23 protein-coding genes are annotated in these 25,647 nt (G+C 68.7%); 10 read left to right on the top strand and 13 right to left on the bottom strand.

The window, feature by feature from the left end; genetic code table 11:
- Positions 1-6 precede the first annotated feature (6 nt).
- Complete coding sequence (locus METFAM1_RS0118050; RefSeq protein WP_019916890.1) at positions 7-735, bottom strand: peptidylprolyl isomerase; 729 nt, start codon at positions 733-735, stop codon at positions 7-9.
- A 21-nt stretch (positions 736-756) separates the two neighbouring features.
- Positions 757-2,379, bottom strand: coding sequence for a ShlB/FhaC/HecB family hemolysin secretion/activation protein (locus tag METFAM1_RS0118045; RefSeq protein WP_019916889.1), 1,623 nt, complete (start codon positions 2,377-2,379; stop codon positions 757-759).
- A 179-nt stretch (positions 2,380-2,558) separates the two neighbouring features.
- On the opposite strand from METFAM1_RS0118045, the gene METFAM1_RS0118040 reads away from it, so the two are divergent.
- Positions 2,559-2,756 carry a YgaP family membrane protein gene (locus tag METFAM1_RS0118040; protein WP_019916887.1) on the top strand — a complete coding sequence of 66 codons (198 nt, stop codon included), beginning with the start codon at positions 2,559-2,561 and terminating at the stop codon, positions 2,754-2,756.
- A 5-nt stretch (positions 2,757-2,761) separates the two neighbouring features.
- On the opposite strand, the gene rsmA is transcribed toward METFAM1_RS0118040, so the two are convergent.
- From rsmA to METFAM1_RS0118020, 4 genes are read right to left on the bottom strand one after another with little or no spacing between them, the layout of a single operon-like run.
- Entirely contained in the window at positions 2,762-3,538 is a 777-nt protein-coding gene (gene rsmA, locus METFAM1_RS0118035; RefSeq protein WP_019916885.1) for a 16S rRNA (adenine(1518)-N(6)/adenine(1519)-N(6))-dimethyltransferase RsmA, read from the bottom strand.
- Positions 3,538-4,533 (bottom strand): 4-hydroxythreonine-4-phosphate dehydrogenase PdxA, encoded by a 996-nt coding sequence (gene pdxA / locus METFAM1_RS0118030; protein WP_019916884.1) that lies wholly within the window; start codon positions 4,531-4,533, stop codon positions 3,538-3,540. The genes rsmA and pdxA overlap by 1 nt, the downstream gene beginning before the upstream one ends.
- Positions 4,534-4,540: 7 nt before the next feature.
- Positions 4,541-5,875, bottom strand: a complete 1,335-nt coding sequence (locus METFAM1_RS0118025; RefSeq protein WP_019916883.1) for a peptidylprolyl isomerase — start codon at positions 5,873-5,875, stop codon at positions 4,541-4,543.
- A gap of 12 nt (positions 5,876-5,887) precedes the next feature.
- Positions 5,888-8,773 (bottom strand): LPS-assembly protein LptD, encoded by a 2,886-nt coding sequence (locus tag METFAM1_RS0118020; RefSeq protein WP_232419807.1) that lies wholly within the window; start codon positions 8,771-8,773, stop codon positions 5,888-5,890.
- 198 nt (positions 8,774-8,971) lie between these two features.
- Between METFAM1_RS0118020 and METFAM1_RS0118015 the strand changes: the two genes are divergently transcribed.
- Both METFAM1_RS0118015 and murU read left to right on the top strand, forming a co-directional pair.
- A complete protein-coding gene (locus METFAM1_RS0118015) occupies positions 8,972-9,976 on the top strand; it encodes an aminoglycoside phosphotransferase family protein (RefSeq protein ID WP_024300824.1) in 1,005 nt (334 codons plus the stop codon).
- The gene (gene murU / locus METFAM1_RS0118010; RefSeq protein WP_019916880.1) at positions 9,976-10,665 is read left to right on the top strand and encodes an N-acetylmuramate alpha-1-phosphate uridylyltransferase MurU; all 690 of its coding nucleotides are present in this window, start codon (positions 9,976-9,978) and stop codon (positions 10,663-10,665) included. Before METFAM1_RS0118015 ends, murU begins: the two co-directional genes overlap by 1 nt.
- Positions 10,666-10,671: 6 nt before the next feature.
- Here the strand turns inward: murU and METFAM1_RS0118005 are convergent, their stop codons facing one another.
- The 7 genes from METFAM1_RS0118005 to METFAM1_RS0117975 form a co-directional block, all read right to left on the bottom strand.
- Positions 10,672-12,150: a sensor histidine kinase gene (locus METFAM1_RS0118005; RefSeq protein ID WP_019916879.1), complete on the bottom strand. Its 1,479-nt coding sequence runs from the start codon at positions 12,148-12,150 to the stop codon at positions 10,672-10,674.
- Positions 12,150-12,830 carry a response regulator gene (locus METFAM1_RS0118000; RefSeq protein ID WP_019916878.1) on the bottom strand — a complete coding sequence of 227 codons (681 nt, stop codon included), beginning with the start codon at positions 12,828-12,830 and terminating at the stop codon, positions 12,150-12,152. Before METFAM1_RS0118000 ends, METFAM1_RS0118005 begins: the two co-directional genes overlap by 1 nt.
- 69 nt (positions 12,831-12,899) lie before the next feature.
- A complete protein-coding gene (locus tag METFAM1_RS0117995) occupies positions 12,900-13,544 on the bottom strand; it encodes a tetratricopeptide repeat protein (RefSeq protein ID WP_024300822.1) in 645 nt (214 codons plus the stop codon).
- The gene (locus tag METFAM1_RS0117990) at positions 13,541-14,353 is read right to left on the bottom strand and encodes an SDR family oxidoreductase (protein WP_024300821.1); all 813 of its coding nucleotides are present in this window, start codon (positions 14,351-14,353) and stop codon (positions 13,541-13,543) included. The genes METFAM1_RS0117995 and METFAM1_RS0117990 overlap by 4 nt, the downstream gene beginning before the upstream one ends.
- Entirely contained in the window at positions 14,350-15,018 is a 669-nt protein-coding gene (locus METFAM1_RS0117985; protein ID WP_019916873.1) for an iron-containing redox enzyme family protein, read from the bottom strand. The genes METFAM1_RS0117990 and METFAM1_RS0117985 overlap by 4 nt, the downstream gene beginning before the upstream one ends.
- The gene (locus tag METFAM1_RS0117980) at positions 15,005-16,474 is read right to left on the bottom strand and encodes an AMP-binding protein (RefSeq protein ID WP_019916871.1); all 1,470 of its coding nucleotides are present in this window, start codon (positions 16,472-16,474) and stop codon (positions 15,005-15,007) included. Before METFAM1_RS0117980 ends, METFAM1_RS0117985 begins: the two co-directional genes overlap by 14 nt.
- Complete coding sequence (locus METFAM1_RS0117975) at positions 16,471-17,151, bottom strand: thermostable hemolysin (RefSeq protein ID WP_019916870.1); 681 nt, start codon at positions 17,149-17,151, stop codon at positions 16,471-16,473. Before METFAM1_RS0117975 ends, METFAM1_RS0117980 begins: the two co-directional genes overlap by 4 nt.
- A gap of 138 nt (positions 17,152-17,289) precedes the next feature.
- On the opposite strand from METFAM1_RS0117975, the gene pepP reads away from it, so the two are divergent.
- The 7 genes from pepP (at position 17,290) to purH (ending at position 25,638) form a co-directional block, all read left to right on the top strand.
- Complete coding sequence (pepP, locus tag METFAM1_RS0117970; protein WP_019916869.1) at positions 17,290-18,603, top strand: Xaa-Pro aminopeptidase; 1,314 nt, start codon at positions 17,290-17,292, stop codon at positions 18,601-18,603.
- Positions 18,600-19,775, top strand: coding sequence for an FAD-dependent monooxygenase (locus tag METFAM1_RS0117965; protein WP_019916868.1), 1,176 nt, complete (start codon positions 18,600-18,602; stop codon positions 19,773-19,775). The genes pepP and METFAM1_RS0117965 overlap by 4 nt, the downstream gene beginning before the upstream one ends.
- Positions 19,776-19,865: 90 nt before the next feature.
- The gene (locus tag METFAM1_RS0117960; protein WP_019916867.1) at positions 19,866-21,368 is read left to right on the top strand and encodes an MBOAT family O-acyltransferase; all 1,503 of its coding nucleotides are present in this window, start codon (positions 19,866-19,868) and stop codon (positions 21,366-21,368) included.
- A gap of 2 nt (positions 21,369-21,370) precedes the next feature.
- Positions 21,371-22,564: a hypothetical protein gene (locus METFAM1_RS0117955; protein WP_019916866.1), complete on the top strand. Its 1,194-nt coding sequence runs from the start codon at positions 21,371-21,373 to the stop codon at positions 22,562-22,564.
- Between the two features lie 108 nt (positions 22,565-22,672).
- Entirely contained in the window at positions 22,673-23,707 is a 1,035-nt protein-coding gene (gene dusB / locus METFAM1_RS0117950) for a tRNA dihydrouridine synthase DusB (protein ID WP_019916865.1), read from the top strand.
- A gap of 50 nt (positions 23,708-23,757) precedes the next feature.
- Positions 23,758-23,994, top strand: coding sequence for a Fis family transcriptional regulator (locus METFAM1_RS0117945; protein WP_019916864.1), 237 nt, complete (start codon positions 23,758-23,760; stop codon positions 23,992-23,994).
- Between the two features lie 54 nt (positions 23,995-24,048).
- Positions 24,049-25,638 (top strand): bifunctional phosphoribosylaminoimidazolecarboxamide formyltransferase/IMP cyclohydrolase, encoded by a 1,590-nt coding sequence (purH, locus tag METFAM1_RS0117940; RefSeq protein ID WP_019916863.1) that lies wholly within the window; start codon positions 24,049-24,051, stop codon positions 25,636-25,638.
- The last annotated feature ends 9 nt before the right edge of the window (positions 25,639-25,647 follow it).

The following is a 25,647-nucleotide window of genomic DNA, read 5'->3' as shown; positions in this document are numbered from 1 at the left end:
CCTGTCTCACGGTCGCGAGCTCATGGCTTCGCGGACGATTTCCTCACCCAGTGCGCGCGCCTGCGCCAGCGCCGATTCGCGCAGGAAGAGCGCGCGCAGCGTTTCGCGCACGCTTTCGAAAGACGGCCGCTGCGTATCGCGCACCGCTTCGAGCAGCACGAGAGCCCAGCTGTCGGCCAGCGCCAGTGGCTCGCTCAATTCTCCGGGCGCGAGATGCGGCAGCACACGGGCAATCTCCAGCGGCAGACCGTTCGTCTGCCCCAATGTCGGCGGCAAGGCAAAGCCGACCCAACCCAGATCTCCCCCACGCGCAGCCGACGGCACGCGGGACAGTTCGCTGGCAAGGTGCGCGAACGGAACGCCGGCCTGCGCGCGCTCATGCGCCCGCCTCACGGCCGCGGCGTCGTCGCTCTGCAGCAGCCTGATGCGGTACTCCTGCGGTCCCGTCCTCCCGATCAGGTCGCGATAGCGCGCCTGCAGCGCCTGTTCGCTCGGTTCGACGGGCCGGATGCGGCTGCCGACGTAGGCGTCGATCGCCGCCTGCCTCCGGTCGGGGTCGGAAGCGCCGGCGCCATCATCGAAACCGGCTGCCAGCGCGCGCCGCCACAGCAGGTCGTGCGCAAGGGTCTGCGTCGCGGCGGCCGCGGCCGTGCGTTGGTCCGGCGGACTGGCGGCGGACACCGCTACCGCGAATGCCAGCAGCGTGACGCAGATCGAGGTTCGAAGCGGGGTCATCGTGTGCTCCGTGCGCGTCCGTCAGATGGCATAGCCAAGGGCAAAGCGGAAGGTCCATCCGCTGTCGGGAAGCGTTTCGGGGCGGCGCAGTGGTGTGCTGATGACGGCTTCCCAGACGAAGTCCGGTGTGCTGCCACGCACACCGGCTCCGACGCCCGCGAGTGTCATGCGCGGCCCGTCGATCAGCCGCGTCGCCCCTTGATCGAAATGGACGAACGGCGCGCCCACATGCGTGTCGCGGCCGAAAGCGGTCGGGAAGCGCACTTCGCAGCGCAGCAGGTAGCCGGTATCGCCGGCCACCGCCGCCTCGTCAAAGCCGCGCACCGTGTTCAATCCTCCGAGCAGCAACTGTTCTGCGCCGGGCAGGCTGACGCCGGTGCGCTGTACCGTCAGTTGCGACGCGAATTCGACGCGCCCGCGGTCGTCCCGCGCCACGGCCGCAGCGGCCAGCGACCACTTGGCAAACTGGTAGTGGGTGTGACTGGCCGGCAGTCGCTCTGCATCGACCTCGGCGCCGAAGGACCGCAGCCCGACCGACAGCGAAGGTTCTACGAAGTACTGGGCCTGGCCGAAGCGCCCGGTGCGGCTCCAGGCAAGGCGCGCCACGGTGCTGCGCCGGGTGTCGAGTTCGATCGGTCCGAGCGTGCGTGCGATGCGCGTGCGCTGGACGCTCAGATCGAGCGCATCGCGTCGCTCTGCGTCGAGCGCGAGCACCAGGTTCCAGCCGATAACGGCAGTCCGTGCCGAGCTGTCGAAGGACAGCCCGGCGAGCGTGCTGTCCGAACTGGAGCCGGACAGCGTCGCCGACCAGGTGTTGAAGCCATCGGGCACCGACAGCGACGCCAGCAGGGCCTCACTGTGGGCGCTGCGCAGATGCATGAGCTGGATGTCCTCGAACAGTCCGAGGCGATTGCCGAAACGCAGGCCTACGCGGGCGCGGCCGGTTCCGGTCGACCGCGTACCCAGGTTGTCGGCGCCGATGGAGACCGAGGTGCTCCGTACGCGCGGCAGCGCGAGGTCGATCACGCTTCCGCCGTCCTGCGCTCCCGGCAGCACACGCACCTGAGCCTGCATCATGCGGAGCCGGTTGATCTGCTGTATGCCCTGTTCGAGCGCCTCCTGCGTCAATACGTCACCGGCAGCCAGCGGAAAGGCCCGGGCCACTGCCGACGGTGGCGCGTCGTTCGAGCGGATGGCCTCGACACGGCCGGGTACCACCCCGATACGGAGCAGGCTTCGCGCGGGGTCGAGGGTGACCAGACGGGACCGGCTGGTGATCCAGCCCGCCTCGACCAGCCGGGCGTCCACGCGGCGAAGCAGCAGCGCGATGCGCCGTACGCCGAGCGACACGGAGGAGAACTCGTCGGTGAGCGAGGCCAGCGCATGCGCCGGCAGCAGGCCTGCGGCGTCGATCTCTATCGATGGCCGCTCGATTACGACGCCGTCCTCGGCGACCGAATCGGGCCGCACGTTCAGCGCCGGAGCGGGTGCGTCTGCAGGGGGCAGTGCGTCGCGTTCCAGTCGCGAGCGCTCCGCAGCCTGCCGCTGTTCGTCGAGCAGGCGCTCGGCCGGCTCGCGCGCCAGCACCGGGAGCGTGCCGAGCAGGGCAAGGGCGCAGCAGACGATGCGGTGGGCGAGCGACATGTCCGGCGGCGACCTCGTTCACGATGATCGCGCAACTATCCCTATGTCATTTTCCGATGTCAACAGCCCTGTGCGGACAACCGCCGGGGCCCTGCGCGCGCTGTGTAACCTGGGTCACTGAAGGCCGATGGCTCCGCGCGGACCATGACGTCACACCTTACTTACTCGGGAGAACGATCATGAAAAGCAATGTGGGCGGCATCGACAAGATCCTGCGCATCGTCGTCGGCGTCGCGCTGATCGCGCTGGCGGCCATGGGCCAGATCGGCGTGTGGGGCTATATCGGCGTGGTACCGCTGCTGACCGGGCTGTTCAATTTCTGCCCGGTCTATCCGCTACTGGGCATCAGCACCTGCGGCATCCGCAAGGACGCCTGAGGATCTCAGCGGCGTTCGCTGCAGTAGTTGGCGATACGCACGTAGTCGGCGACTTCGAGGGTTTCGCCGCGGCGTGACGGGTCGATGCCCAGTGCGTCCCAGTCCGCCGTATCGAGGTGCTCGCGCAGCGTGTTGCGCAGCGTCTTGCGGCGCTGGCCGAAGGCGGCCTTGACGATGGCCGACATCAGCAGCGGATCGCGCGCGGTCAGCTGTTCGACCGGGCGCGGGCGCAGATGCACGATGGCCGACATCACCTTAGGCGCCGGCCTGAAGGCGCCCGGCGGCACGTCGAACAGGTGGGCGCATTCGAAGCGGTACTGCAGCATGACCGACAGCCGGCCGTACTCGTCGGTGTCCGGAGCAGCGACGATGCGATCCACCACCTCCTTCTGCAGCATGAAGGTCATGTCGCGCACATGCTCGGCGTGCTCGGCGAGGTGGAACAGCAACGGGCTGGAAATGTTGTACGGCAGGTTGCCGATCACCCGCACGTCGTCACCCAGCGCGCCGAAATCGAATTTCAGCGCGTCGGTTTCGTGTATTTCCAGCTTGGGCGCCAGATCGCCCTCGCGCAGGCGCTGCGCGAGGTCACGGTCGATCTCGACCACGTGCAGGCGGTCGATCCGCTCGGTCACCGGCCGCGTCATCGCGCCGAGGCCGGGGCCGATCTCCACCATCACCTGATCGGGCTTCGGATCGATGGCCGCGACGATCTTGCGGATGATGTTGCCGTCGACCAGGAAGTTCTGACCGAAGCGCTTGCGGGCGCGGTGCTGTTCCATCAGTGCCGGCTCATCGCAATGGCGGCATCCACCGCCTCGATCAGACTGCCGGGGTCGGCGCGGCCGCTGCCGGCCAGGTCGAGTGCGGTGCCGTGATCGACCGAGGTACGGACGATGGGCAGCCCCAGCGTGATGTTGATGCCGTGACCGAAGGTGGCGTACTTCAGCACCGGCAGGCCCTGGTCGTGGAACATCGCCAGCACCGCGTCGGCGCCATCGAGATGGCGCGGCACGAACAGCGTGTCGGCCGGTAGCGGGCCTTCGAGGTCCAGCCCCTCGGCGCGCAGCGCGTCGAGCACCGGCGCAATCACGTCGATCTCCTCGCGCCCCATGTGGCCGCCCTCCCCGGCGTGCGGATTGAGGCCGGCGACGACGATGTGCGGGCGGGCGATGCCGAAGCGGGTGCGCAGGTCGGCATCGAGGATGCGCAGCGTCTGCGTCAGCGATTCACGGGTGATGGCGGCCGGCACGGCCGTCAGCGGCAGATGCGTGGTGGCCAGCGCAACGCGCAGCCAGGGGCCGTCGGCGTTCGCGCCGGTACGGCCGGCCAGCATCATGACGACGCGCGGCGTGCCGGTGCTGTCGGCCAGGTATTCGGTGTGACCGGAAAAGGGCACGCCGGCGTCGTTGATGACGCCCTTGTGCAGCGGTGCCGTGACCATGGCGGCGAACTCGCCGCTGACGCAGCCGTCGCGCGCGCGGTCGAGCAGCGACAGTACGTAGCGGGCGTTGGCGACGTCGAGTCGCCCGGCGACCGACGGCACGGCCAGCGGCAGGTGCAGCACTTCGAGCGCACCGTCGTCGGCGTCGCTTGCCGGGTCATACGCGCGCAGTCGCACCTGCAGGCCGGCCGCCCGCGCGCGCTCGGCGATCAGGCCGGCGTCGCCAAGCACCACCAGTCGGGCGGCGAAGCGTCGGCCGCTCAGGGCCGCGCACAGTTCGGGCCCGACCCCGGCCGGTTCGCCGCTGGTGACTGCGATGCGGGGCCGGTTCACCGCGCTCTCATCGCTCGTCGTTCAGACGGATTTCGACGTAAGCGCGATCGCGCAGCTGACGCACCCAGTCCTGATAGACCTCTTCCGCCTTGCGCTCGCGCAGCGCGAGGCGGGCGGCGGCACGCTGACGTTCGGTCGACACGTCCTCCACCCGGCGCTCGACCACCTGGATCAGATGCCAGCCGAAGGGCGACTGCACCGGTTCGCTCGTCTTGCCCGGTTCAAGCGCGTTCATCACCTTCTCGAACTCGGGCACCGTGTCGCCCGGGTAGAGCCAGCCGAGATCGCCGCCCTTGGCGGCCGACAGATCCTGCGAGTTGGAACGTGCCAGTTCCTCGAAATCGCCACCGTTGTCCAGGCGCTCCTTGATGCTGATCAGGCGGCGACGCGCCTCGGCGTCATTCACCACTTCCGAGGTCTTGATCAGGATGTGGCGGGCGCGCGTCTGACTGACGCGCGCATCGCCGGCGCCCTCGCCGCCGCGCTTGTCGACCAGCTTCATGATGTGAAAACCGGCCGGGCTGCGCATCACCTCGCTCACCTGCCCCGGCTTCAGATTGGGCAGCATGTCGGCGAACAGCTGCGGCAGGCGGTCGAGCGGGCGCCAGCCCAGGCTGCCGCCGGACAGCGCGTCCGGCGCATCGGAATACGAAGCCGCAACGCGGGCGAAATCCTCGCCCTTGGCCAGCTGCTCCATTGCCGCGTCGGCGCGTGCCTTCAAGCGCAGCAGCGTCTCCGGGCTCGCCCCTTCGGGTACGCGCAGCAGGATGTGCGACACATTGAATTCTTCGCGCTGGTCGGCCTTGCGCTCCGGGTTGGCGAGATAGTTGTCGATCTCGCCCTCGGTCACCACAACGCGGCTTTCGACCTCGCGGTCACGCAGGCGGCTGAGGATGATTTCCTTACGGATGTCTTCGCGGAAGCGCGGCCACGGTATGCCGTCGCGCTCGACCGCCGAACGCAGCTGGGTCGCATTCATGTTGTTGCTCTCGGCGATGCGTCCGAGCGCCGCTTCGAGCATGCGGTCGTCGATGCGCATCTGCGTCTCTTCCGCATGCTGCAGCTGCACCTTCTCGTAAATCATCCGCTCCAGCACCTGGCGCTCGAAGTCCTCGCGCGGTGGCGGCGTCACGTTGCGACCGCGCAGCTGGGCGATGGCCTGGTCGGTACGCGAGCGCAGTTCGAACAGGGTGATCGCGTCGCTATTGACCACGGCAACGATTCGATCGACCTCGACCACGTCGGAGGGCTCTGCCTGGCCGTTCGGCTGGGCCTGCGCCACTGCCGCGCCGAGAAAGCCCAGAACGGCCAGCAGGCAGGCCGGAATCAGTTTGTTCAGCATTGGATAAGTCCGTCAGAAATCGTCGCCGAAAATCGGGTCGGCGGCACTCTGGTTGATCTGGCCGTAGCCGGGAATGCTGCGCTTGAGTGCATCGAGCGGGTTGGAACCGATGCGCGAAAAGTCGTTGAGTTCGAGCTGGAAGAACAGCGCGGTGCGGGTACGTTGCACATTAGTGGCGATACGCTGGAACACGAAGCGGCCGACCCAGCAGCCGCCGTTGTACTCGAAACCGGCCAGCCCTTCGACCAGTCGCCGCTCGGCGATCGAATAGTTGTGGCGCGCCACAGCGTACCAGCGGTTGGTCAGCGGCCACTGCGCCGACAGGTCGAGATCACGCACGTCTCCAATCGTGGTCGAGGCGCGGCGGAAACGGTAGGACGCGTTCAGCACCTGCGCCTCACGCGGATTCCAGCGCATGGTCAGGTTGTAGCGCTCGGTCTGTGAAAGGTCGGTGTTGTACTGCACGGCCGCATCGACCCAGGTCTTCGGCAGCAACTCGCCGGACACCGCGGCCAGCGTGCTGGCGACGCGCTCGGTACGGGGCGTGCCGCCGGGCAGGGTGACCAGCTGGTCGCTGAAGTAGAAGCGCTGCCCCAGCGCGAGTCGGGCACGCTCAGCGCCATTGACCGGATCAATGAAACGCGAGATCGCGGCCGTCGTGACCTGATTGCTGTCGGCGATGCGGTCCTGACCGACGAACACGTTCTCCGAGAAGATCTGCGCGAAGTTGAAGTCGGCCAGCGCACTGTCGAACACCGGATACTTCGACTGGTCCTTGTAGGTCGACAGCACGTAGTACATGCGCGGTTCGAAGGTTTGTATGAAGCCCTGACCGAACAGGTCGGAATCGCGCTCGAAGACAGTGCCGGCATCGAGACTGAAGATCGGGATCGAGCGCGACAACGAGGTCGACTGCGCTGCGTTCGCGGTTCCGCGATCGAGATCGTAATTGCTCAGATGCACGCCGACCTTCGGCGTGATGAACATGTAGGAGTTGCGCATCGGCAGCGACAGCTGCGGATAGACGACGGCGCGGCGCCCCTGGTCGCGCGTCACATCGTCGATGCGGAAATCGGTGTAGTTGGCCAGCGTGCTGAACACCAGCCCGCCCGGCAGGTCGGAACGCAGCGCATTGAACGTGACCGAGGGCATCTGGCGGTAGATGTCGGGCCGGTTGGCCAGCGACTGGTACTCGGACGCCTTGGCACTCAGCGTCCACCAGTCCCCGGCATACGACAGCGATCCCTCGCGCGGCAGATAGCTGATCGACGTGATGGCGAGGCGCGAGCCCAAGTCCGTGTAGTAATCGCGGTCCGATACCGAGTTGATGTTCAGCGAGCCCGTCATGCGCTCATTGAACTGTTGCGCGTGCTGGAAGCTGAAGGCATACCGGTCGCGCTCGGCGATACGATCGCTCGGCAGGTAATCGAGCCGCATCTTGCCGGCGTAGTCTTCCTGCAGATAGCGGAACTCGTTGCTGAACATCAGGCCACGCGTACCGAGCACGCGCAGGCCTATCGTGGCGTCCATGTTCGGCGCGATATTCCAGTAGTACGGCATCAGCAGGTCGATACCGGTACGGTTGGTCACGCCGAAGGTGGGCGTCAGGAAACCCGACTTGCGGCGATTGTTCAGCGAGAAATCAAGCCAGGGCGAATACAGCACCGGTACGCCCTTGAAGATGATCTTGCCATTGCGGCCCTCGCCCTCTTCCGACTCGAAGTCGAGATTGAGGGTATCGACCTGGGCATACCAGTCCGGCGTGTCCGGGCCGCAGGTCGAGTAGGTCGCGTTCTCCATCCGGATGCGGTTCTCGCCGAGAAACTCCATCACATCGGCTTCACCGCGGCCGGTGGTGGTGCGCAGGTTCTCGCCGGTCTGCAGATTTCGCCGCACGGTGTAGCGCGGCTTGTCGAACACGCCCTCACTGCGCGTCAACTGGTAACGGAGGGACGGGCCCTCGACCACGTCCTCGCCGCGCACCAGGCGCACATTGCCCTGCGCCCGCAGTTCGTCGGTCGGCGGCTCATAGACGATGGAATCGGCGGTCAGCGAAGTGGTCGCGCGCCGCAGTTCGGCCGCACCTTCGGCACGCATCACGGCGTCGGTGGTGCCGTCCAGCTGGTCGGCGGCGATCAGCGTCGCGCGCGACTCGGGGTGGCGCTCGACGTATTCCGACAGCGTGATCGCGCCCTTGAGCATGCGCGTCTCGTCGTCCTCCGGAACCTGCGGCGGCAGCGCGCCGGTGACGTCCGCTTCCTGCGCGGCCGGCGCACCGGCGATGACGGTCTCGCCGGTCTGACCGGCCGGCACACGCCGACGCGCCACCGGTGGCGTGCCCATCAGCGATCTGTCAACCTTGAGCGGCGGCATGTTGCGCGCCGTCGTCACGTTGCGGTAGGGCGGCGCCTCGTCAAGCGCGGCCTGGCCGGTCGCCGGCGCTGCACGCCCTCCGGGGGGCGCCTTGACCAGCGAACGGTCCACCTTCAGCGGCGGCAGATTGCGGGCATTCGACGTCGTCGCCGGTGCGACAGGCGCAGCGGCCGGTGCAGCCTGCTTGACGGGAGCCGGCGCCGCCTTCAGGGCTGGTGCCGGAGTCGGGACGGGCGCTGGCGCCGCTTCGACGGCAACAGGTGCCTCAGCCGCCGGCTGTCCCGGCGTCGCCACCGGAAACACTTCCACGCCCGGTGCAGCGGCCGGCGTCTCGGCCGTCGCCGCAGCGCCGCCGGTCGCGGCCGGCTGCGTCGGCGCAGCGGCCGGCTTGGCGGCGCCCGTCTTGGCCGGCCGCTGCGACGGCGGCACCAGGGACGGATCGACCTTCAGCGACGGAAGTGCATCGGCCGCCTGCGCGCCGCAGGCCATCCAGGCCAGATAGAGAATGACGGAACGCCTGAGCACGAATGAGAGGGCTGGAAGCGGGCTGATCGCGGGTTGAACTCCGGCTTTCGCGCCCGGGCGACGGATCGCCGGCTTGCACGCAGCCGCGTTATAGAATCGCGCATCTTATCAAACGCGACCCGGTTGCCGGCCGGCGATGGCAACAATTTGCAGATCGCGACGCCGGCCCGCCGTCCGGCCACCCCGAACCGACCGAACATGACCCAAGATCCGCGCCTCGACGCGCTCACTGCCTGGCTGCAGGCGCAGTTTCCCGGCCAGACGCTCGACATCCGCCCGGCCTCGGCCGACGCCAGCTTCCGCCGCTACTTCCGCGTCACGCTGGCCGACGGCAGCACCCACATCGCGATGGACGCGCCACCGCCGCAGGAAGACTGCCGCCCCTTCGTCGCCGTGCAGGCGCTGTTCGAGGCAGCCGGCGCCCATGTGCCTGCGCTGCGCGCGCAGGACGTTGAAAAGGGTTTCCTGCTGCTATCCGACCTCGGCAGCACCACCTATCTTGATGTGCTCGACGCGGAAAACGCCCCCGCGCTCTATTTCGACGCCACCACCGCGTTGATCGCCATGCAGAAGGCCAGCCGGCCCGGCGTGCTGCCCGAGTACGACCGCGACCGCCTGCTGGCGGAGATGGAACTGTTCCCGGTGTGGTACGTCGGTCGTCACCTGAAGACCGAACTGTCGGAGGCCGAAACGACGGCGCTGTACGAGGTGTTCGACCGCATCCTCGACGTGAATCTGGCCGAGCCGCAGGTGTTCGTGCACCGCGACTACCACAGCCGCAACCTGATGGTGACGATGCCCAACCCGGGCGTGCTCGATTTCCAGGACGCAGTCTACGGTCCGATCAGCTACGACCTGGTCAGCCTGTTCAAGGACGCCTACATCGCTTGGGAAGAGGAACAGACGCTGGACTGGCTCATCCGCTACTGGCAGGACGCGAAACGCGCCGGTCTGCCGGTGCGCGAGGACTTCGCCGACTTCCACCGCGATTACGAGTTCATGGGCGCGCAGCGCCACCTGAAGGTACTGGGCATCTTCGCCCGCCTGTACCACCGCGACGGCAAGGACGGCTATCTGAAGGATATGCCGCGCGTACTGAACCACCTGCGCGCCACCGTCCGCCGCTACCGCGATCTCGCACCGCTGGCGAAACTGCTGGACCGGCTCGAAGGCGTGACGCCGCAGGTCGGCTACACCTTCTGATGAAGGCCATCATCCTCGCCGCCGGCCGCGGCGAGCGCATGCGCCCACTGACCGATCACCTGCCGAAGCCGCTGCTCGAAGTCGGCGGCCGGCCGCTCATCGTCTGGCACATCGAAGCACTGCGGGCGGCCGGCGTCACCGACCTCGTGATCAACCACGCCCACCTCGGCCACAAGCTGGTCGAGGCACTGGGCGACGGCGGTGCGCTCGGCGTGCGCATCGCCTGGTCGGCCGAGCCCGAAGGCGCGCTGGAGACCGCCGGCGGCATCGCGCACGCGCGCCAGCTGCTCGGCGATGCGCCCTTCGTAGTCGTCAATGGCGACATCTGGTGCGACGCCGACTTCACGGCGCTCGCGCGCGCGGCATCGGCGCTGCGCGCCGACGGCGACCTCGCCCATCTGCTGCTGGTTCCGAACCCGGCGCACAACCCGGGTGGCGACTTCGTGTTGCGTGACGACCGCGTACTCGATGAGAACGACGGCCGGCTCACCTTCTCCGGCATCGGCGCCTATCACCCGTCGCTGTTCGACGGCCTCGATCCGGACGCGCCGGCCAAGCTCGCACCACTGCTGCGGGCAGCGATGCGCGAAGGCCGCGTCAGCGGCGCACTGCACCGCGGCCACTGGCACGACGTCGGTACGCCGCAGCGGCTGGCCGAGGTCGACGCGCTGGCGCGCAAGGCGGGCTGAAACCGATCAGGCGGCCAGCGGCAGACGTAGATCGATGTGCATGCCGCCACCGTCCGCATCGCGCAATTCGATGTCGCCGCCCAAGCGCTCGACCACCTCGCGCACGATGGCCAGACCCAGCCCGGTGCCGCTGCCCGCCGATCCGGGAATGCGGAAATACGGCTCGAACACGCGCTCGCGCAGTTCAGGCGGGATACCCGGCCCGGCATCGATGACGGCCAGGCGTGCCACGTCTCCGTCGCGCGCCAGGCGCACGGTGATGGTCGTCCCCGGTGGTGCGTAACGCTGCGCGTTGTCGATCAGGTTGCCCGCCATGCTGGACAGGCCTGTGGGGTCAGCCCGCATGATCAGCGGATCTTCGCAGCTTTCGAAGGCCAGCAGATGGCCGCTCGATTCGCAGGCCGGCAGCCGCTGCGCCACCGCGTCGGACACCACGTCGCGCAGAGACACTGCCATGTCGTGCGTGGCGCGGCCGGCGCGGCTGTGCGCCAGCATCTGTTCGGCCAGATGCACAGTGCGCGCCACCCCTTCGAGCAGGCTGTCGAGCGACTTGTCGCGCTGCATCGCGTCTTCCGCGCGGCGGGCGTTCTGCGCGTGGATGCGCAGCGCGGCCAGCGGCGTGCGCAACTCGTGCGCGGCGGAATCGATGAAGCGCCGCTCGCGCTCCAGCGTGCTGCGCACCCGTTCGAACAGCGCATTCAGCGCGCTGAGCACCGGCGCCATTTCCCGCGGCACGCGCGACAGCGTCAGAGGCTGATCGTCCTGCGGGCGGCGAGCGGCGATGCGCTCGGCCATTTCCGACAGCGGCGCCAGACCGTAGCCGATCAGCAGCGCGTTCAGCAGCAATACGACCAGCAGGCCGACCAGCAGCGGCGCGCCGGTGGCCCAGCCCAGCTTGGCCGTCAGTTCGGCGCGTGCATCGGTGCGCTCGGCCACCTGCACCCACACCTCGCCGGCCTGCAGTACGAACACGCGCCACATGCCGTCGTCGAGGTCGTGATCGCTGAAGCCGGCCTTCATCGGCGCGAACGGTCTTTCCGGTGCCGACGACGAGCGCGCCAACAGGCGATGGGCGGCGCCGCCGGAATCCGCACTCCAGACCTGATAGGCGATATGCGTTTCGTACTCGTGTCCGAGCGGCGTTTCCACGTCGTGATGACCGAACAGCCACTCCTGCAGTATCCACAGCAGTGCGAAACCCGGCTTTCCGGCCAGTTCGGCGTCGTGCTCGTGCGCCATGTCGGCCAGCGGCTCCGGCAGCGACATGACCAGCGGTGCATTGATGGTGGCGTGCTCGACCTGTTGCGCGAGCAGGCTTTCGAGCACCCGCGCCGAGGTGGCGAGACGGGCGTCGAACAGTTCGTCGGCCTCGTCCTGCCCGGCCATCACCGCGAGTACCGCGGTGGTGCCGATCACGCACAGCAGGATGAGGGCGCTGCCGGCCAGCAGCAGCGCCCGTATCGACATGCCGCGGAACGGCCGCATCACTTGCCCTGCCGAGTTGCCGGCAGCGGGTCGATCACGTAGCCGACACCGCGCACGGTGCGTATCAGTTCGGGGTGGAATTTCTTGCGCAGATTGTGGATGTGCACGTCCAGCGCATTGCTTTCGAGGTCGCTGTCCCAGCCGTAGATGTTCTCCACCAGTTGCTGCCGGCTCAGCACGTGGCCGATGTTCTCCAGCAGGCGACGCAGCACCATGAACTCGCGCCGCTGCAGTTCGACCGGCCGGTCGTCGATGCTCACCGTCAGGCCTGCCGTATCCAGCGTGATGCTGCCGTAGCGAATCAGGTTGACGACGGTGCCGCGGGTGCGTCGTTCGAGCACCCGCAGCCGGGCCAGCAGTTCGTCGAGGTCGAAGGGCTTGGTCAGGTAGTCGTCGGCGCCGGCGTCCAGCCCGCCGATGCGCTGCGCCGTCGTGTCACGGGCGCTGAGCACCAGCACCGGCGTCGTGACGCCCGCCTCGCGCGCGCGCCGCAGCACGTCCATGCCGTCGAGCCGTGGCAGGCCGAGATCGAGCACCGCCATGTCGACGCCGCCGCCGCGCAGCGCGGCCAGCGCCTGTGCGCCGTCGCGCACCCACTCGACCGTGTAGCGCGCGCGTTCGAGCGCATCGCGGATGCCGGCCCCCAGCAACTCGTCGTCTTCAACCAGCAGAACCTTCATCGGTCTGGACACGCCGTAACGGAAAGCCGTCATTGTCGCTCCAGGCGGACGTTCGTGCAGTACATCGACCTACTTCAGCTTCTCGCGCACCTTGACCAGCAGCGCCTCGATCTCCTTGCGCCGCCCTTCGTCAGCCAGCGGACGGTTCGGGCGGGCCGGCGCCTGCAGCGCCGCCTCGAGCGAGGTGCGTGCCTTCTCGTACTCGCCGTTGCGGTACAGGAAGTCGCCCATGAAGTAGTTGCTGTCGATGCCCTTCGGATTGATGGTCAGCGCCTTGGTCAGCAGTTCGCGCGCCTTGTCCTTGTCGCCGAAGCCGATCGGCCAGCCCGGCACCTGGTAGTAGAGCGAACCCAGGCTGGTGTAGGCCGATCCGTCGAGCGCGTTCGGGTTCTTGGCCAGCGCTTTTTCCAGCGCCGAGCGCGCGTCCTTGACCAGCGACAGCGCACCCAGCCCGCCCTTCGCGCCAGCGTGGCTGGCGACGATGATTCCGTACCAGATGTCCGCTTCGGCGCGGTCCGGATGTTCGGCGCGCACCGCCGCCGCTTCCTTGCTCAGCGCCTCGAAAGCCTGTTCCTGCTTGTCGGCCGGTTGCCGGTACTTGATCTGTTCCCACTCGGTCTGCAGCTTGGCGACCGACTCGTCCACACCGGCGAAGGCCGGTGCAATGACCAGTGCTGCGAACAACGCGCACGAGGCGCGAAAGAATGCGTTCACGATTTGACTCCCTGTTGTGCGTGACGACGGATGACGGACAGCTGCTTCGCCAGGCTGGAATCGACCAGCGAAGGCAGCAGGCGGTTGATGCGGACGAACAGCTTTTCGGGCCAGCCCAGATGGCGCTCGGCACGCGCGCCGTCGAGCAGCTTCAGCAATTCGGCGGCAACGTGTTCGGGGGTATCGCTGGCGACGCCCAGTTCGGCGTTCAGTGCCATCTGCGCCGGACTGTTCAGCGCGGTACGGGTGGCGCGCGGCGCCAGGTAGCGCAGCTGCACGCGGCTGCCCGCCAGTTCGCGGCGCAGCGCTTCGGTGAAGCCGCGCAGCGCGAACTTGCTGGCGCAGTAGGCGACGCTGCCCGGGTGACCGATGTCGCCGAGGATGGAGCCGACATTGACCACCTGCGCCCGCTGCTGCCGGTGCAGCGCCGGCAGCAGCGCGTGCGTCAGCAGCATCGGCGCGACAACATTGGTATGCACGATGCGCTCGATCTGCGCGTCCGACTGGTCCTCGAACCAGGCCAGTTCGCTGACGCCGGCATTGTTGATGAGCAGGTCGGGCCCGCCGGGCAGCGTCTCGGCGGCGATCACCACGGCAGCGCGCCCTGCGGCCGTGCCGAGATCGGCAGCAACGGTACGCACCTGCGTGCCGGGCGTCCGGCGCACCAGGTCGTCGGCCAGCGTCGCCAGCTTCGACGGGTCGCGGCCGACCAGCAGCAGCGCGGCAGCGCGCGGCGCCAGCGCGTGTGCCATCGCACTGCCGATGCCGCCGGCCGCGCCGGTCAGCACGATCTTCAGTCCCTTGGTCATGCCGCGCACGCCTCGTCGCAGGTGGGCAGCGCGCGGAAGATGTCGCCGTAAAGGCGGAACATCACGCGCGCCACGTGAATGACCGCCTGCCGGTCGTCCTCGTCGTCGAGGCCATCCATCAGCGTGGCGAAGAAGCGCACGTGGTCCTGGTCCAGGCTGCCGTGCGAATTCAGGTAGGTGAAGGCGGCCGGCGGCAGATGCAGCGTCTGCGCGATGCGCTCGGCGGCCGTGGTCGCGATCTGCACGCTGGTGCCTTCGAGCACATGCACCATGCCGAAGAAGCCGACCGGATTCTTGCGTGCGATGCAGTCGTAGGCGTAGGACACCATCAGTTCGGTCTCGACGGCCGGTTCGGACATGCGCGCCGTTTCGCGGTCGCCGCCGCAGGCCACGATGTCGTCGAGTATCCATTCCTCGTGACCGATTTCCTCGTCGATGTACTCAGCCACGGCGCGGCGCAGCGATTCGTGCCGTGCCGGCAGTCGGGCGCCGCAGGCCATCAGCAGCGGCACCGTATGGCGCACGTGGTGGAAAGCTTCGCCGAGGAAGGCGCGGTACTGGCGCAGCGTGACACGGCCGGCCAGCGCGTCCTGGATGATGGGCGCGCTCAGCAGTTGAGCGCGTTCGGCGGCAGTTTCGTGTTGCAGGCGTTCATGAAAGGACATGTCGGTTCTCTCCGCGGGCATCCCCGCATTCGTACAGGTCGGCGATACGGTCGCCGTAGCAGGACCACACCGCGTCACGGCGCACGCGGCCGTTGTCGGTCGCCAGACCGTTGGCGGGGGAAAAGGGGGAATCGGCGCGCAGGTACACGCCGATGCGTGCGTAGTCGGGCAGCCGTGCATTGGCGGCAGCGACTGCGGTATCGAGCGCAGCGTCCGGCAGATCGCCGCGCGGCACGATGACCGCAGCCAGCGTCGGCCGCGCCTCGCCGAACACCACCACCTGCGCCACCGCGGGCGAGGCGAGCAGTTCGGCTTCCGGCCACTCGGGCGATACATTGCGGCCGAAGCTGGTGATGATCTGGTGCTTCAGGCGGCCGGTCACGTGCAGCCGGCCGGCCGTGTCCAGGTGGCCGATGTCGCCAGTCGCCAGCGGGCCGTCCGGCAGCGCCGGTGCGCCGAGATAGCCGGGCAGCCGCGGCCCGTCGACCAGGATTTCGCCGCGCGCCGACAGTTCGACGCGCAGATGCGGCAGCACGCGACCGACCGCGCCCGGCGGATCGGACGGCAGGTTGAGCGCTACCACCGAGCCGGCCTCCGACAGTCCGTAGCCCTCGCAGGCTGGAATGCCGAGTGCGCGCGCACGCGTGATCAGGTCGGGCGACACGCGCGCGCCGCCGACCGCGACCAGCTTCAGGCCGCGTGGCGCCGGCAGCCCGGCATCGACCGCCGCCACCAGCGCGGTGAGCATCTGCGGCAGCAGGATGAGGCTGTCGGGCTGCCAGCGCTCGATCGCTGCCAGCGCCGCACGCGGGTCGAAACGGCTGGAGCCACTGAGGCCGACTTCGGCCAGCGGCGGCACGACGCACTGCGCACCGGCCAGCCAGGCCGCGTCGGCGCCCGCCACGTTCTCCAGCAGCACGGCGAGCGGCAGCATGCAGAGATGGCGGCGGATGCCCAGCTCGCGCGCGACGCCGGCCACCGACCGGCTGACCGCCGACAGTTGTTCCGTGCTCAGGCACACGCCCTTGGGCTGTCCGGTGGTGCCCGAGGTGAAGGTGATCTTGGCGGTACCGGGCGGCAGCGTCATCGCCGCCACCTTGCCGCGGCCGAACAACGACAGCGTTCCTGCCGCCTCCGTTGCGACACGTTCGGCGCCCAGTGCGGCGGCGCGCGCCGGGTCATCGGTGAGCAGCAGGCGCGCACCGGCGGCGTCGAGTGCGTGCCGGCACTGGGCGTCGGTGAAGAAGGTGGGCAGCGGCAGCAGCACGCGGCCGGCCATGCGCACCGTGCGGTCGGCCAGCAGCCAGTCCGGGCTGTTGTCGGCGAGCAGAGCGACGACTTCGCCGCTATGCGCACGCAGTTCGCGCGCCAGCGTATCGACACGCGCAGCCGCCGCAGCGGCGTCGAGCACGCCGTCGCAGCCGGCGAGCGAGGGCGACAGCTGTTCGCCGCTCATGCGGCCTGCTCGCCCACGGTGTGCAGGCCGCTGACGATGCGGCCGACCATGACGGTCGGGCTGTTGCGGTAGTAGCTGCCCCAGCCCTCCTCGCCGTCGTGCAGCCGTGCCGGATCGGCCGGTGCCACCGGAAAGATGGGGATGCCGAGGCGGACGAAGGAATTGGCCAGCGCGCGGGTGGCGGTGAACACCACGTAATCGAGACCGCGCGCGTACAGGTGGCGGGTGGCCAGCGCGATCAGCTGGCGCCCCATGCCGGCGGAGGTCGCCGCCATATTGCCGACCTCGGCCAGCGCGGCCCGCGCAACCGGCTCGCGCAGCACCGCCGACAGCGCCTGTTCGAGCGGCAGGTCCAGATACTGTTCGACGAACACATGCGGTCTTGCCACCGGCAGCGAATAGCCCAGCGCAGCCTGCCACTGGCCGTCGGCACCGCGCACACCGAGCAGCGTGTCGGCGAAGTGCCGGATCACCGCGCCGTAGCTGCGGAAGAAGCAGCCGGCGATGAAACGTTCGAGCGAGGCCCGCGCCGGGTGACCGTGGCCGAGCACTTCCAGAACGGGTTCGCCCTCATCGTCGGGCATGCGCAGCCCGATGACGCAGGCGCGCAATGAGGCGCTCCCTCCGGAACGGGCCTGCAGCGGGGTCAGTGCAATCAGCGCGGCGGTGTGCGGCATCGCTTGCCTCCTTTTCGATGGAGGCATGCTCGCGGCTCAAGATTAACCGGCCCTTAACTGCCCTGGCCGGCCTGCAACAGAACGTTTCCGGCGCCGGAAGCCCTAAACTCACGTCCTGAACGAACGCCGGAACCCGACATGCATCCCTATTCCGAACGCCGCGCCCGCCTGATCGAACGCATGGGGACGGGCGTGGCCGTCATTGCCACCGCCCCCGAACGCGCGCGCAACCGCGACACCCACTACGGCTACCGCCACGACAGCTATTTCTACTACCTGACCGGCTTCGCCGAACCGGAAGCGGTGCTGGTGCTGGTTGCCGGCGACAGCCCGCGCAGCATCCTGTTCTGCCGCGAAAAGAACGAGGAAAGGGAAATCTGGGACGGCTGGCGGCATGGCCCCGGCGCCGCGCGCGAGAAATTCGGCTTCGACGAGGCCTATGTATATGGCGAACTGGACGCGAAGCTGCCCGATCTGCTGGCCAACCAGCCGCGCCTGCACTACGTGATCGGCGAGGACGCGGCCTGGGATCAGCGCATGATGGCCGCGCTGAACGCGGTGCGCGCCCAGGTACGCGCCGGCCGCCAGGCACCGGCCGAACTGCTGGACATCCGCCAGCCGCTGGACGACATGCGGCTGATCAAGGATCTGCACGAACAGGCGCTGATGCGCCGCGCCGCCGACATTTCCGCCCGCGCCCACCGGCGCGCGATGCAGGCCACCCGCCCGGGCGCGATGGAATACGAGATCGAGGCGGAAATCCTGCACGAGTTCCGCCGCAGCGGTTCGGAGGCACCGGCCTACGGTTCCATCGTGGCCGGCGGCGCCAACGCCTGCGTGCTGCACTACGTATCGAACGACGCCGAACTGCGCGGCGGCGATCTGCTGCTGATCGACGCCGGCTGCGAACTGGGCGGCTACGCCTCGGACATCACCCGCACCTGGCCGGTCAGCGGCCGCTTCAACGCGGCACAGCGCGAAGTCTATCAACTGGTGCTGGATTCGCAGACCGCCGCCTTCGCCGAGGTGAAGCCGGGCGCGCGCTTCATCGACTACCACGACGCCGCGGTCAAGGTGCTGGCGCAGGGCATGCTGGACCTCGGACTGCTCCAGGGCTCGCTGGACGAAGTGATCGACAAGGGCGACTACCGCCGCTTCTACATGCACCGCACCGGCCACTGGCTGGGCATGGACGTGCATGACGCCGGCGAGTACCGTCCGCGCGGCGGCGGCCCGAACGAATGGCGCGCGCTCGAAGCGGGCATGGTGCTGACGGTCGAGCCCGGCTGCTACATCCGGCCGGCCGACGACGTGCCGGAGGCCTTCTGGAACATCGGCATCCGCATCGAGGACGACGTCATCGTCACCGCCGACGGCTGCGACATCTACACCGCGGCCGCGCCCAAGACCGTTGCCGACATCGAAGCCGTGATGGCCGAGGCGCGCGGATGAGCGAGGTCGTCGTCGCACCGCCGCTCGATGCCTTCATCGTCGGCGCCGGTCCGGTCGGGCTGGCCGCCGGCTGCGCCTTGCGCGCCGCCGGCCTGCAGGTGCTGGTCGCCGACGCTGGCACGGCCGAGCGCGCGCTGGAAGACAGCCGCGTGATCGCGCTGTCGGCCGGCTCGCGCGACATCCTGCGCACACTGCAGGCCTGGCCGGCCGCCGACGCGACGCCGATCGGCACCATCCACATTTCGCAGCGCGGCCATTTCGGCCGCACCGAACTGCGCGCCGCCGACTACGGCCTCGACGCGCTGGGCCACGTTGCCCGCGCCGGCACCGTGGTGCGTGCCTTGCGCAGCCGCGCGCAGGCGCTCGGCCTGGATGTGCGGCACGAACTCGCGGTCACCGGCGCCCGCGAGGACGGCGACGTGGTCCAGGTCGACACCGCTGCCGCCACCTTCGCCACACGGGTACTGATCTGGTGCGAAGGCCGCATCGCCGACGACGAAGCACTGGTGCGCAGCCGCGACTACGGTCAGCACGCAGTGATCGCGCTGGCCACGCCGGTGCGTCCGCACGGTCACGTCGCTTTTGAGCGCTTCACGCCGGACGGACCGGTCGCGCTGCTGCCCTGCGGCCGCGACTACGCCGTCGTATTCACCTGTGCGGCGGCCGAAGCCACCGCACTGCGCGACGAGCCGGATGCGCAGTTCCTGGCCCGCCTGTCGGCCGCGCTCGGCGGCCGCGTGCAGTTTTCCGGACTCGGCCCGCGCAGTGCCTGGCCACTGACGTTGCGCATGCGCGCCGAGGTCGTACGCGGACATCAGGTCTGGCTGGGCAATGCCGCCCAGACGCTGCATCCGGTGGCCGGCCAGGGGCTGAATCTCGCACTGCGCGACGTCGGCCAGCTGGCCGAGTGCCTGCTCCCGGTGCTGGCGCGCGGCGAAGGCGACATTGCCGCGGTGCTCGAACGCTACGGCCGGCTGCGCCGCACCGACCGTGCGGCGACCGGCGGTTTTACCGACGCGCTGGTGCGCATCTTCGGCATCGGTGCCGGCCACCCGCTGCTCGGCCCGCTGGCCGGTCACGCCCGCGGCGCCGCGCTGGCCCTGCTCGACGCCTGCCCGCCGGCCCGCCAGTTCATCGGCCGGCGCATGATGTTCGGCGCGCGCGGTTGGTAAACGGCGGCAACAGTGCGGTGAGGACGCAGTTCCTCGCCGCGGCACCGGCCGGCCCCTAGAATCCGCGCACCCGATGCCCGCCGGCTGCGCATGCTGTTCAATTCCTACGCCTTCCTGTTCGCCTTCCTGCCCGTCGCGCTGGCGGGCTACTTCCTGCTCGGCCGGCGCTCGATCACGCTGGCGGCTGGCTGGCTGGCGCTGGCGTCGCTGTTCTTCTACGGCTGGTGGGACGCGCGCTACCTGCCGCTGCTGATCGGCTCCATCCTGTTCAACTACCTGACCGGCCGGGCCATCGCGACGCGCGCCGGCACGCCGGCCGCCGGCCGCCTGCTGGCACTGGGCATCACGGCCGACCTCGCGTTGCTGGTGGGCTACAAGTACAGCGCGCTGTTCATCGACACCGCCAACAGGATGGCCGGGCTGGGCCTGCCGGTGCCCGACATCGTGCTGCCGCTGGGCATTTCCTTCTTCACCTTCACGCAGATCGCCTTCCTCGTCGACGCCTGGGCTGGCAAGGTGCATGAGACGCGGCTGGTCAGCTACACGCTGTTCGTAACCTACTTCCCGCACCTGATCGCCGGGCCGGTGCTGCATCACGGCGAAATGATGCCGCAGTTCGAAAAGGCCCGGAATTTCCGCCCGCATCTGAACAACTTCCTGATCGGCGGCAGCATTTTCGTGTTCGGTCTGGCGAAGAAGGTGCTGCTCGCCGACAACCTGGCGCCGCTCGCCGGCGCGGTATTCGACCGCAGCAGCGACCCCGGTCTGCTGGTCGCCTGGGGCGGCGTGCTGGCCTACACCTTCCAGCTCTACTTCGACTTCTCCGGCTACTCGGACATGGCCATCGGCCTGTCGCGCCTGTTCGGCGTCAAGCTGCCACTGAACTTCGACTCGCCCTACAAGGCAGCCACCATTTCCGACTTCTGGCGGCGCTGGCACATGACCCTGTCGCGCTTCCTGCGCGACTACCTCTACATCCCGCTCGGCGGCAACAAGCACGGGCCGCTGCGCCGCTACGGCAACCTGATGGTGACCATGCTGCTCGGCGGTCTGTGGCACGGCGCCGGCTGGAACTTCCTGCTGTGGGGCGGCCTGCACGGCGCCTATCTGTGCATCCAGCACGCCTGGTCGTCGATGTTCCGGCTGCCGCGACCGCTTGCGGTGCTGGTCACCTTCGTTGCGGTGGTGGTCGCCTGGGTGTTCTTCCGCGCCACCAGCCTGCCGGTCGCGCTCGATCTGCTGGCGGGCATGGCAGGCGTACATGGCGTCGGCCTGCCGGAGGCGATCGGCCTGCGCCTCGGCCCGCTGGCGCCGGTGCTGCAGCGCCTCGGTGTCGAGTTCTATGGCGGCGGCGGGGAGCAGTTCGTCACCACCTGGATCTGGGTGACGGTCGCGGCCGTCATCGCCTTCGCCTGCCCGAACACGCAACAGATCCACGCGCGTCTCAGACCGGCGATCGAGAACGTGCGACCACTGCGCCGCGGTCTGCACTTCTCGCTGCGTCCGCGCTGGGCGATCGGACTGGGCCTCGCCAGCACGCTGTGTGTGCTGGCGCTGTCGCGGCCGTCCGAATTCCTCTACTTCCAGTTCTGACCATGACGCCGCGCCGCCGCTTCGCCCGCCTGTGGATCGTCACGCTGACGCTGTCGCTGGCCGTGGTCGCGCTGTTCAACGCCGTCATCGACCCCTGGGGACTGCACGGGCTGCTGCGCGTCGACGGCGTCAATGCGATCAAGATCCGCCCCGAGCGGGCGATCGGCGAACTGAAGCTGGCGCGCGCGCTGCGGCACCGGCCGGACGCGCTCATCCTCGGCAACTCGCGCGCCGACATCGGCATCGATCCGGCGCACGGCGCGCTCGCCGCGCTGGCACGGCGCCCCTTCAACCTGGCCGAGCCGGGCGCCGCGCTGACGGCGCAGGTGCACCAGCTCGAAGCGCTGCTGGCCGCCGGACATCGGCCGCATCTGCTGCTGGTCGGGCTGGAACTGTTCGACCTGCTGAACGCCGAAGCGCTGCGCCGCACCCACTGGCGGCCACGCGATGACCTGCAGGCGCAGCTGCACGCGACGCGACTGCAGAGCGTGATCACACTGACCGCACTGGGCGACAGTCTGCTCACGCTGCGCGCGCAGCGCGATCCCCACGCGGCCACGCTGCGCGACGATGGCTTCAATCCGCTGCGCGACTATGAGGGCATGGCGGCACGCGAAGGCTACGCGCCGCTGTTCCGTCAGCGCGCCGCCGAGAACGCCCGGCGCGTCGGCGCTCACCGCTGGCCGTCACGGCTTGAGGCGACCGCCGACTTCATCGCACTGCGCCGCCTGCTCGAACTGGCCGACCAGCACGACATCCGCGTCGAGTGCTTCACCTACCCCTATCACGCGCACATCCTCGGTACGCTGCACCGCGCCGGACTGATGGACGAGGTCTCCGCCTGGAAGCAGGCGCTGGCCGGCACCGTGCAGGCCGCCGCCGCACGGGGCGCTGAGGCCCGTCTATGGGATTTCATCGCCGTCACGCCCGAAACAGCCGAAGCGGTGCCGCCGCCGGGCGACCGGCGCGGCGTCACGCGCTGGTACTGGGAGGGCGGGCATTTCAAGGCAGCGCTCGGACACCGCATGCTGGAGCGCATGCTGGGCACGGGCGGCACCGAGGACTTCGGCCGCCCGCTGCCGCCGGACGCCGTCGCCACCGATACGCTGGCGCGCGACGTCGAAGCGCTGCTGGCGGAGCGCGCCGATCTGGCCGCCGATCTTGACCGCGCCTTCGCCACCGCCGGGCTAGACTGACCCCCGGATACGCCCCACCGTCGGCGGGCTTCGCTGCAGATTTTCTCTGCACCGCCGCATCGGGGTAGAATCGCGCCCCTGCCCGTCCGTATACCGTCCCCACCCACCATGCAGTTCGTCGGCTTCAACCTGCGGAACAACCTTTTCGTCGCGCCCATGGCCGGCGTGACCGATAGACCCTTCCGCCAGCTGTGCAAGAAGCTGGGTGCCGGACTGGCCGTATCGGAAATGGTCACGTCCAATTCCCTGCTCTACGGCAGCGCGAAGACGCAGCGCCGCGCGAACCACGACGGCGAGGTGGCACCGATTTCGGTACAGATCGCCGGCGCCGACCCGAAGATGATGGCCGACGCGGCCCGCCACAACGTGGACCGCGGCGCGCAGATCATCGACATCAACATGGGCTGTCCGGCGAAGAAGATCTGCAACGTGATGGCCGGATCGGCGCTGATGCAGGACGAGCCGCTGGTCGAGCGCATCCTCGAAGCCGTGGTCAAGGCAGTGCCGGACACCCCGGTCACGCTGAAGATGCGCACCGGCTGGAACCGTGACAACAAGAACGCACCGATGCTGGCGCGCGTGGCCGAGCACTGCGGCATCCGCGCGCTGGCCATCCACGGCCGCACGCGCGCCGACCAGTACACCGGCCACGCCGAGTACGACACCATCCGCGCGGTAAAGGCCGCCGTGAACATTCCGGTGATCGCCAACGGCGACATCACGACGCCGCAGAAGGCACGCGAGGTGCTGACCATCAGCGGCGCCGACGGCGTCATGGTCGGCCGCGCCGCCCAGGGCCGGCCTTGGATCTTCCGCGAGATCGAACACTTCCTCGCCACCGGCGAACTGCTGGCACCGCCCGAAGTGGCGGAAATCCACCGCGTCTGCCGCGAACACATCGAAGACCTGTATGGCTTCTATGGCACCGACAGCGGCGTGCGCATCGCCCGCAAGCACATATCCTGGTACACGAAGGGTCTGGTCGGCTCCGCCGCCTTCCGCCACGCGATGAACCAGCTCGAAGGCACGACCGCGCAGCTGGCGGCCATCGACGAATTCTTTGGCCGCATGGCGGCCGACAACGACAGGCTCGCCTACGAGCCGGAATCCACCGAAGACGAGACGCAGGTACTGGCCGCCTGAGCGCCTGAGCACGGCGCAACATCGGGACGGACCATCAGGGAGACGCCGCCATGAGCGGACGCAGTGACATTGCCGAGTGCGTGAGGCACTCGCTGGAACGTTATTTCCGCGATCTGGATGGCGAGGCGCCGAGCGACATCTATGACATGGTCCTGCGCCAGATGGAGCGCCCCATGCTCGAGGTGGTGATGCGCGAAGCCGAAGGCAACCAGACGCGCGCTGCCGACATGCTCGGCATGAACCGCAACACGCTGCGGCGCAAGCTCACCGACCACGGCATGATCTGAGCGGCGCCCCGGGCCCGCCCCACCGAATTCCTCAACCTCCCACTGGAACGGCGCATGAAAGTACAGCGTGCATTGATCAGCGTATCCGACAAAACCGGCATCGTTGAATTCGCCACCGCCCTGACCGGGCTCGGCATCGAACTGCTGTCCACCGGCGGCACCGCCTCGCTTCTAGCCAATGCCGGCCTGAAGGTGACCGAGGTGGCCGACCACACCGGCTTCCCGGAAATGCTGGATGGCCGCGTCAAGACGCTGCACCCGCGCATCCACGGCGGCCTGCTGGCCCGGCGCGAGGTCGAGGCGCACATGCAGGCGCTGGCGGAACACGACATTCCGACCATCGATCTGCTGGTGGTGAACCTCTACCCGTTCGAGGCGACGGTGGCCAAGGCCGGCTGCACGCTGGAAGACGCGATCGAGAACATCGACATCGGCGGCCCGGCCATGGTGCGGTCCGCCGCCAAGAACTGGCGCGGTGTCGGCGTGCTGACCGACGCTTCGCAGTACGCCGGCGTGCTCGACGAACTGCGCGCGAATGGCGCGCTGTCCGACACCACCCGCTTCGCGCTGTCGGTCGCCGCCTTCAACCGCATTTCGAACTACGACGGCGCGATCAGCGACTACCTGTCGGCGCTGAACGCCGACGGCACGCGCAGCGAGTTCCCGGCCCAGTCCAACGGCCGCTTCGTCAAGATCCAGGACCTGCGCTACGGCGAGAACCCGCACCAGCGCGCCGCCTTCTATCGCGACCTTTACCCGGCCCCGGGTTCGCTGGTCAGCGCGAAACAGCTGCAGGGCAAGGAGCTGTCGTACAACAACATCGCCGACGGCGACGCCGCCTGGGAATGCGTGAAAAGCTTCGACACCGGCGCCTGCGTCATCGTCAAGCACGCCAACCCGTGTGGCGTGGCGCTCGGCGCCACGCCGCTTGAGGCCTACCGCAAGGCCTTCGCCACCGACCCGACCTCGGCCTTCGGCGGCATCATCGCCTTCAACACGCCAGTCGACGCCGCCACCGCCGAAGCGGTCAGCGGCCAGTTCGTCGAAGTGCTTATGGCGCCCGCCTTCACCGCCGACGCACTGAAGCTGCTGGCGGCCAAGGCCAATGTGCGCGTGCTCGAAATCCCGCTCGACGGCGTCGATCCGAAGGGTGCGACCGCCTGGACGCGCGGCCGCAATTCGCACGACGTGAAGCGGGTCGGCTCCGGCCTGCTGATCCAGACCGCGGACGAACCGGAATCGCTCGAAGGCCGCCTCAAGGTGGTGACCCAGCGCGCGCCGTCCGCCCAGGAAATGACCGACCTCACCTTCGCCTGGCGTGTCGCCATGTACGTGAAGTCGAACGCCATCGTCTATTGCCGCGACGGCGCGACAGTCGGTGTCGGCGCCGGCCAGATGAGCCGCGTTGACTCGACGCGGATTGCGCGAATCAAGGCCGAGAACGCCGGTCTGACCATTGCCGGTTCGGTGGTGGCGTCGGACGCCTTCTTCCCCTTCCGCGACGGCGTGGACGTGCTGGCCGAAGCCGGCGCCAAAGCCATCATCCAGCCGGGCGGCAGCATGCGCGACGAAGAAGTGATCGCCGCCGCCGACGAGCACGGACTGGCCATGGTGTTTACCGGCACCCGCCACTTCCGTCACTGAGCTGTACCC

Origin of the sequence: Methyloversatilis discipulorum, assembly GCF_000527135.1 — a bacterium.
Classification (GTDB): Bacteria; Pseudomonadota; Gammaproteobacteria; order Burkholderiales; family Rhodocyclaceae; genus Methyloversatilis; species Methyloversatilis discipulorum.
This window is presented reverse-complemented; position numbering and strand designations above follow the sequence as displayed.

What these genes read in the sequence shown, in the direction of transcription:
- METFAM1_RS0118050 (WP_019916890.1), bottom strand. Translation starts at nt 735, where the DNA reads ATGACCCCGCTTCGAACCTCGATCTGCGTCACGCTGCTGGCATTCGCG.
- METFAM1_RS0118045 (WP_019916889.1), bottom strand. Translation starts at nt 2,379, where the DNA reads ATGTCGCTCGCCCACCGCATCGTCTGCTGCGCCCTTGCCCTGCTCGGC.
- METFAM1_RS0118040 (WP_019916887.1), top strand. Translation starts at nt 2,559, where the DNA reads ATGAAAAGCAATGTGGGCGGCATCGACAAGATCCTGCGCATCGTCGTC.
- rsmA (WP_019916885.1), bottom strand. Translation starts at nt 3,538, where the DNA reads ATGGAACAGCACCGCGCCCGCAAGCGCTTCGGTCAGAACTTCCTGGTC.
- METFAM1_RS0118025 (WP_019916883.1), bottom strand. Translation starts at nt 5,875, where the DNA reads ATGCTGAACAAACTGATTCCGGCCTGCCTGCTGGCCGTTCTGGGCTTT.
- METFAM1_RS0118015 (WP_024300824.1), top strand. Translation starts at nt 8,972, where the DNA reads ATGACCCAAGATCCGCGCCTCGACGCGCTCACTGCCTGGCTGCAGGCG.
- murU (WP_019916880.1), top strand. Translation starts at nt 9,976, where the DNA reads ATGAAGGCCATCATCCTCGCCGCCGGCCGCGGCGAGCGCATGCGCCCA.
- METFAM1_RS0118005 (WP_019916879.1), bottom strand. Translation starts at nt 12,150, where the DNA reads ATGCGGCCGTTCCGCGGCATGTCGATACGGGCGCTGCTGCTGGCCGGC.
- METFAM1_RS0118000 (WP_019916878.1), bottom strand. Translation starts at nt 12,830, where the DNA reads ATGAAGGTTCTGCTGGTTGAAGACGACGAGTTGCTGGGGGCCGGCATC.
- METFAM1_RS0117990 (WP_024300821.1), bottom strand. Translation starts at nt 14,353, where the DNA reads ATGACCAAGGGACTGAAGATCGTGCTGACCGGCGCGGCCGGCGGCATC.
- METFAM1_RS0117985 (WP_019916873.1), bottom strand. Translation starts at nt 15,018, where the DNA reads ATGTCCTTTCATGAACGCCTGCAACACGAAACTGCCGCCGAACGCGCT.
- METFAM1_RS0117980 (WP_019916871.1), bottom strand. Translation starts at nt 16,474, where the DNA reads ATGAGCGGCGAACAGCTGTCGCCCTCGCTCGCCGGCTGCGACGGCGTG.
- METFAM1_RS0117975 (WP_019916870.1), bottom strand. Translation starts at nt 17,151, where the DNA reads ATGCCGCACACCGCCGCGCTGATTGCACTGACCCCGCTGCAGGCCCGT.
- pepP (WP_019916869.1), top strand. Translation starts at nt 17,290, where the DNA reads ATGCATCCCTATTCCGAACGCCGCGCCCGCCTGATCGAACGCATGGGG.
- METFAM1_RS0117965 (WP_019916868.1), top strand. Translation starts at nt 18,600, where the DNA reads ATGAGCGAGGTCGTCGTCGCACCGCCGCTCGATGCCTTCATCGTCGGC.
- METFAM1_RS0117960 (WP_019916867.1), top strand. Translation starts at nt 19,866, where the DNA reads ATGCTGTTCAATTCCTACGCCTTCCTGTTCGCCTTCCTGCCCGTCGCG.
- METFAM1_RS0117955 (WP_019916866.1), top strand. Translation starts at nt 21,371, where the DNA reads ATGACGCCGCGCCGCCGCTTCGCCCGCCTGTGGATCGTCACGCTGACG.
- dusB (WP_019916865.1), top strand. Translation starts at nt 22,673, where the DNA reads ATGCAGTTCGTCGGCTTCAACCTGCGGAACAACCTTTTCGTCGCGCCC.
- METFAM1_RS0117945 (WP_019916864.1), top strand. Translation starts at nt 23,758, where the DNA reads ATGAGCGGACGCAGTGACATTGCCGAGTGCGTGAGGCACTCGCTGGAA.
- purH (WP_019916863.1), top strand. Translation starts at nt 24,049, where the DNA reads ATGAAAGTACAGCGTGCATTGATCAGCGTATCCGACAAAACCGGCATC.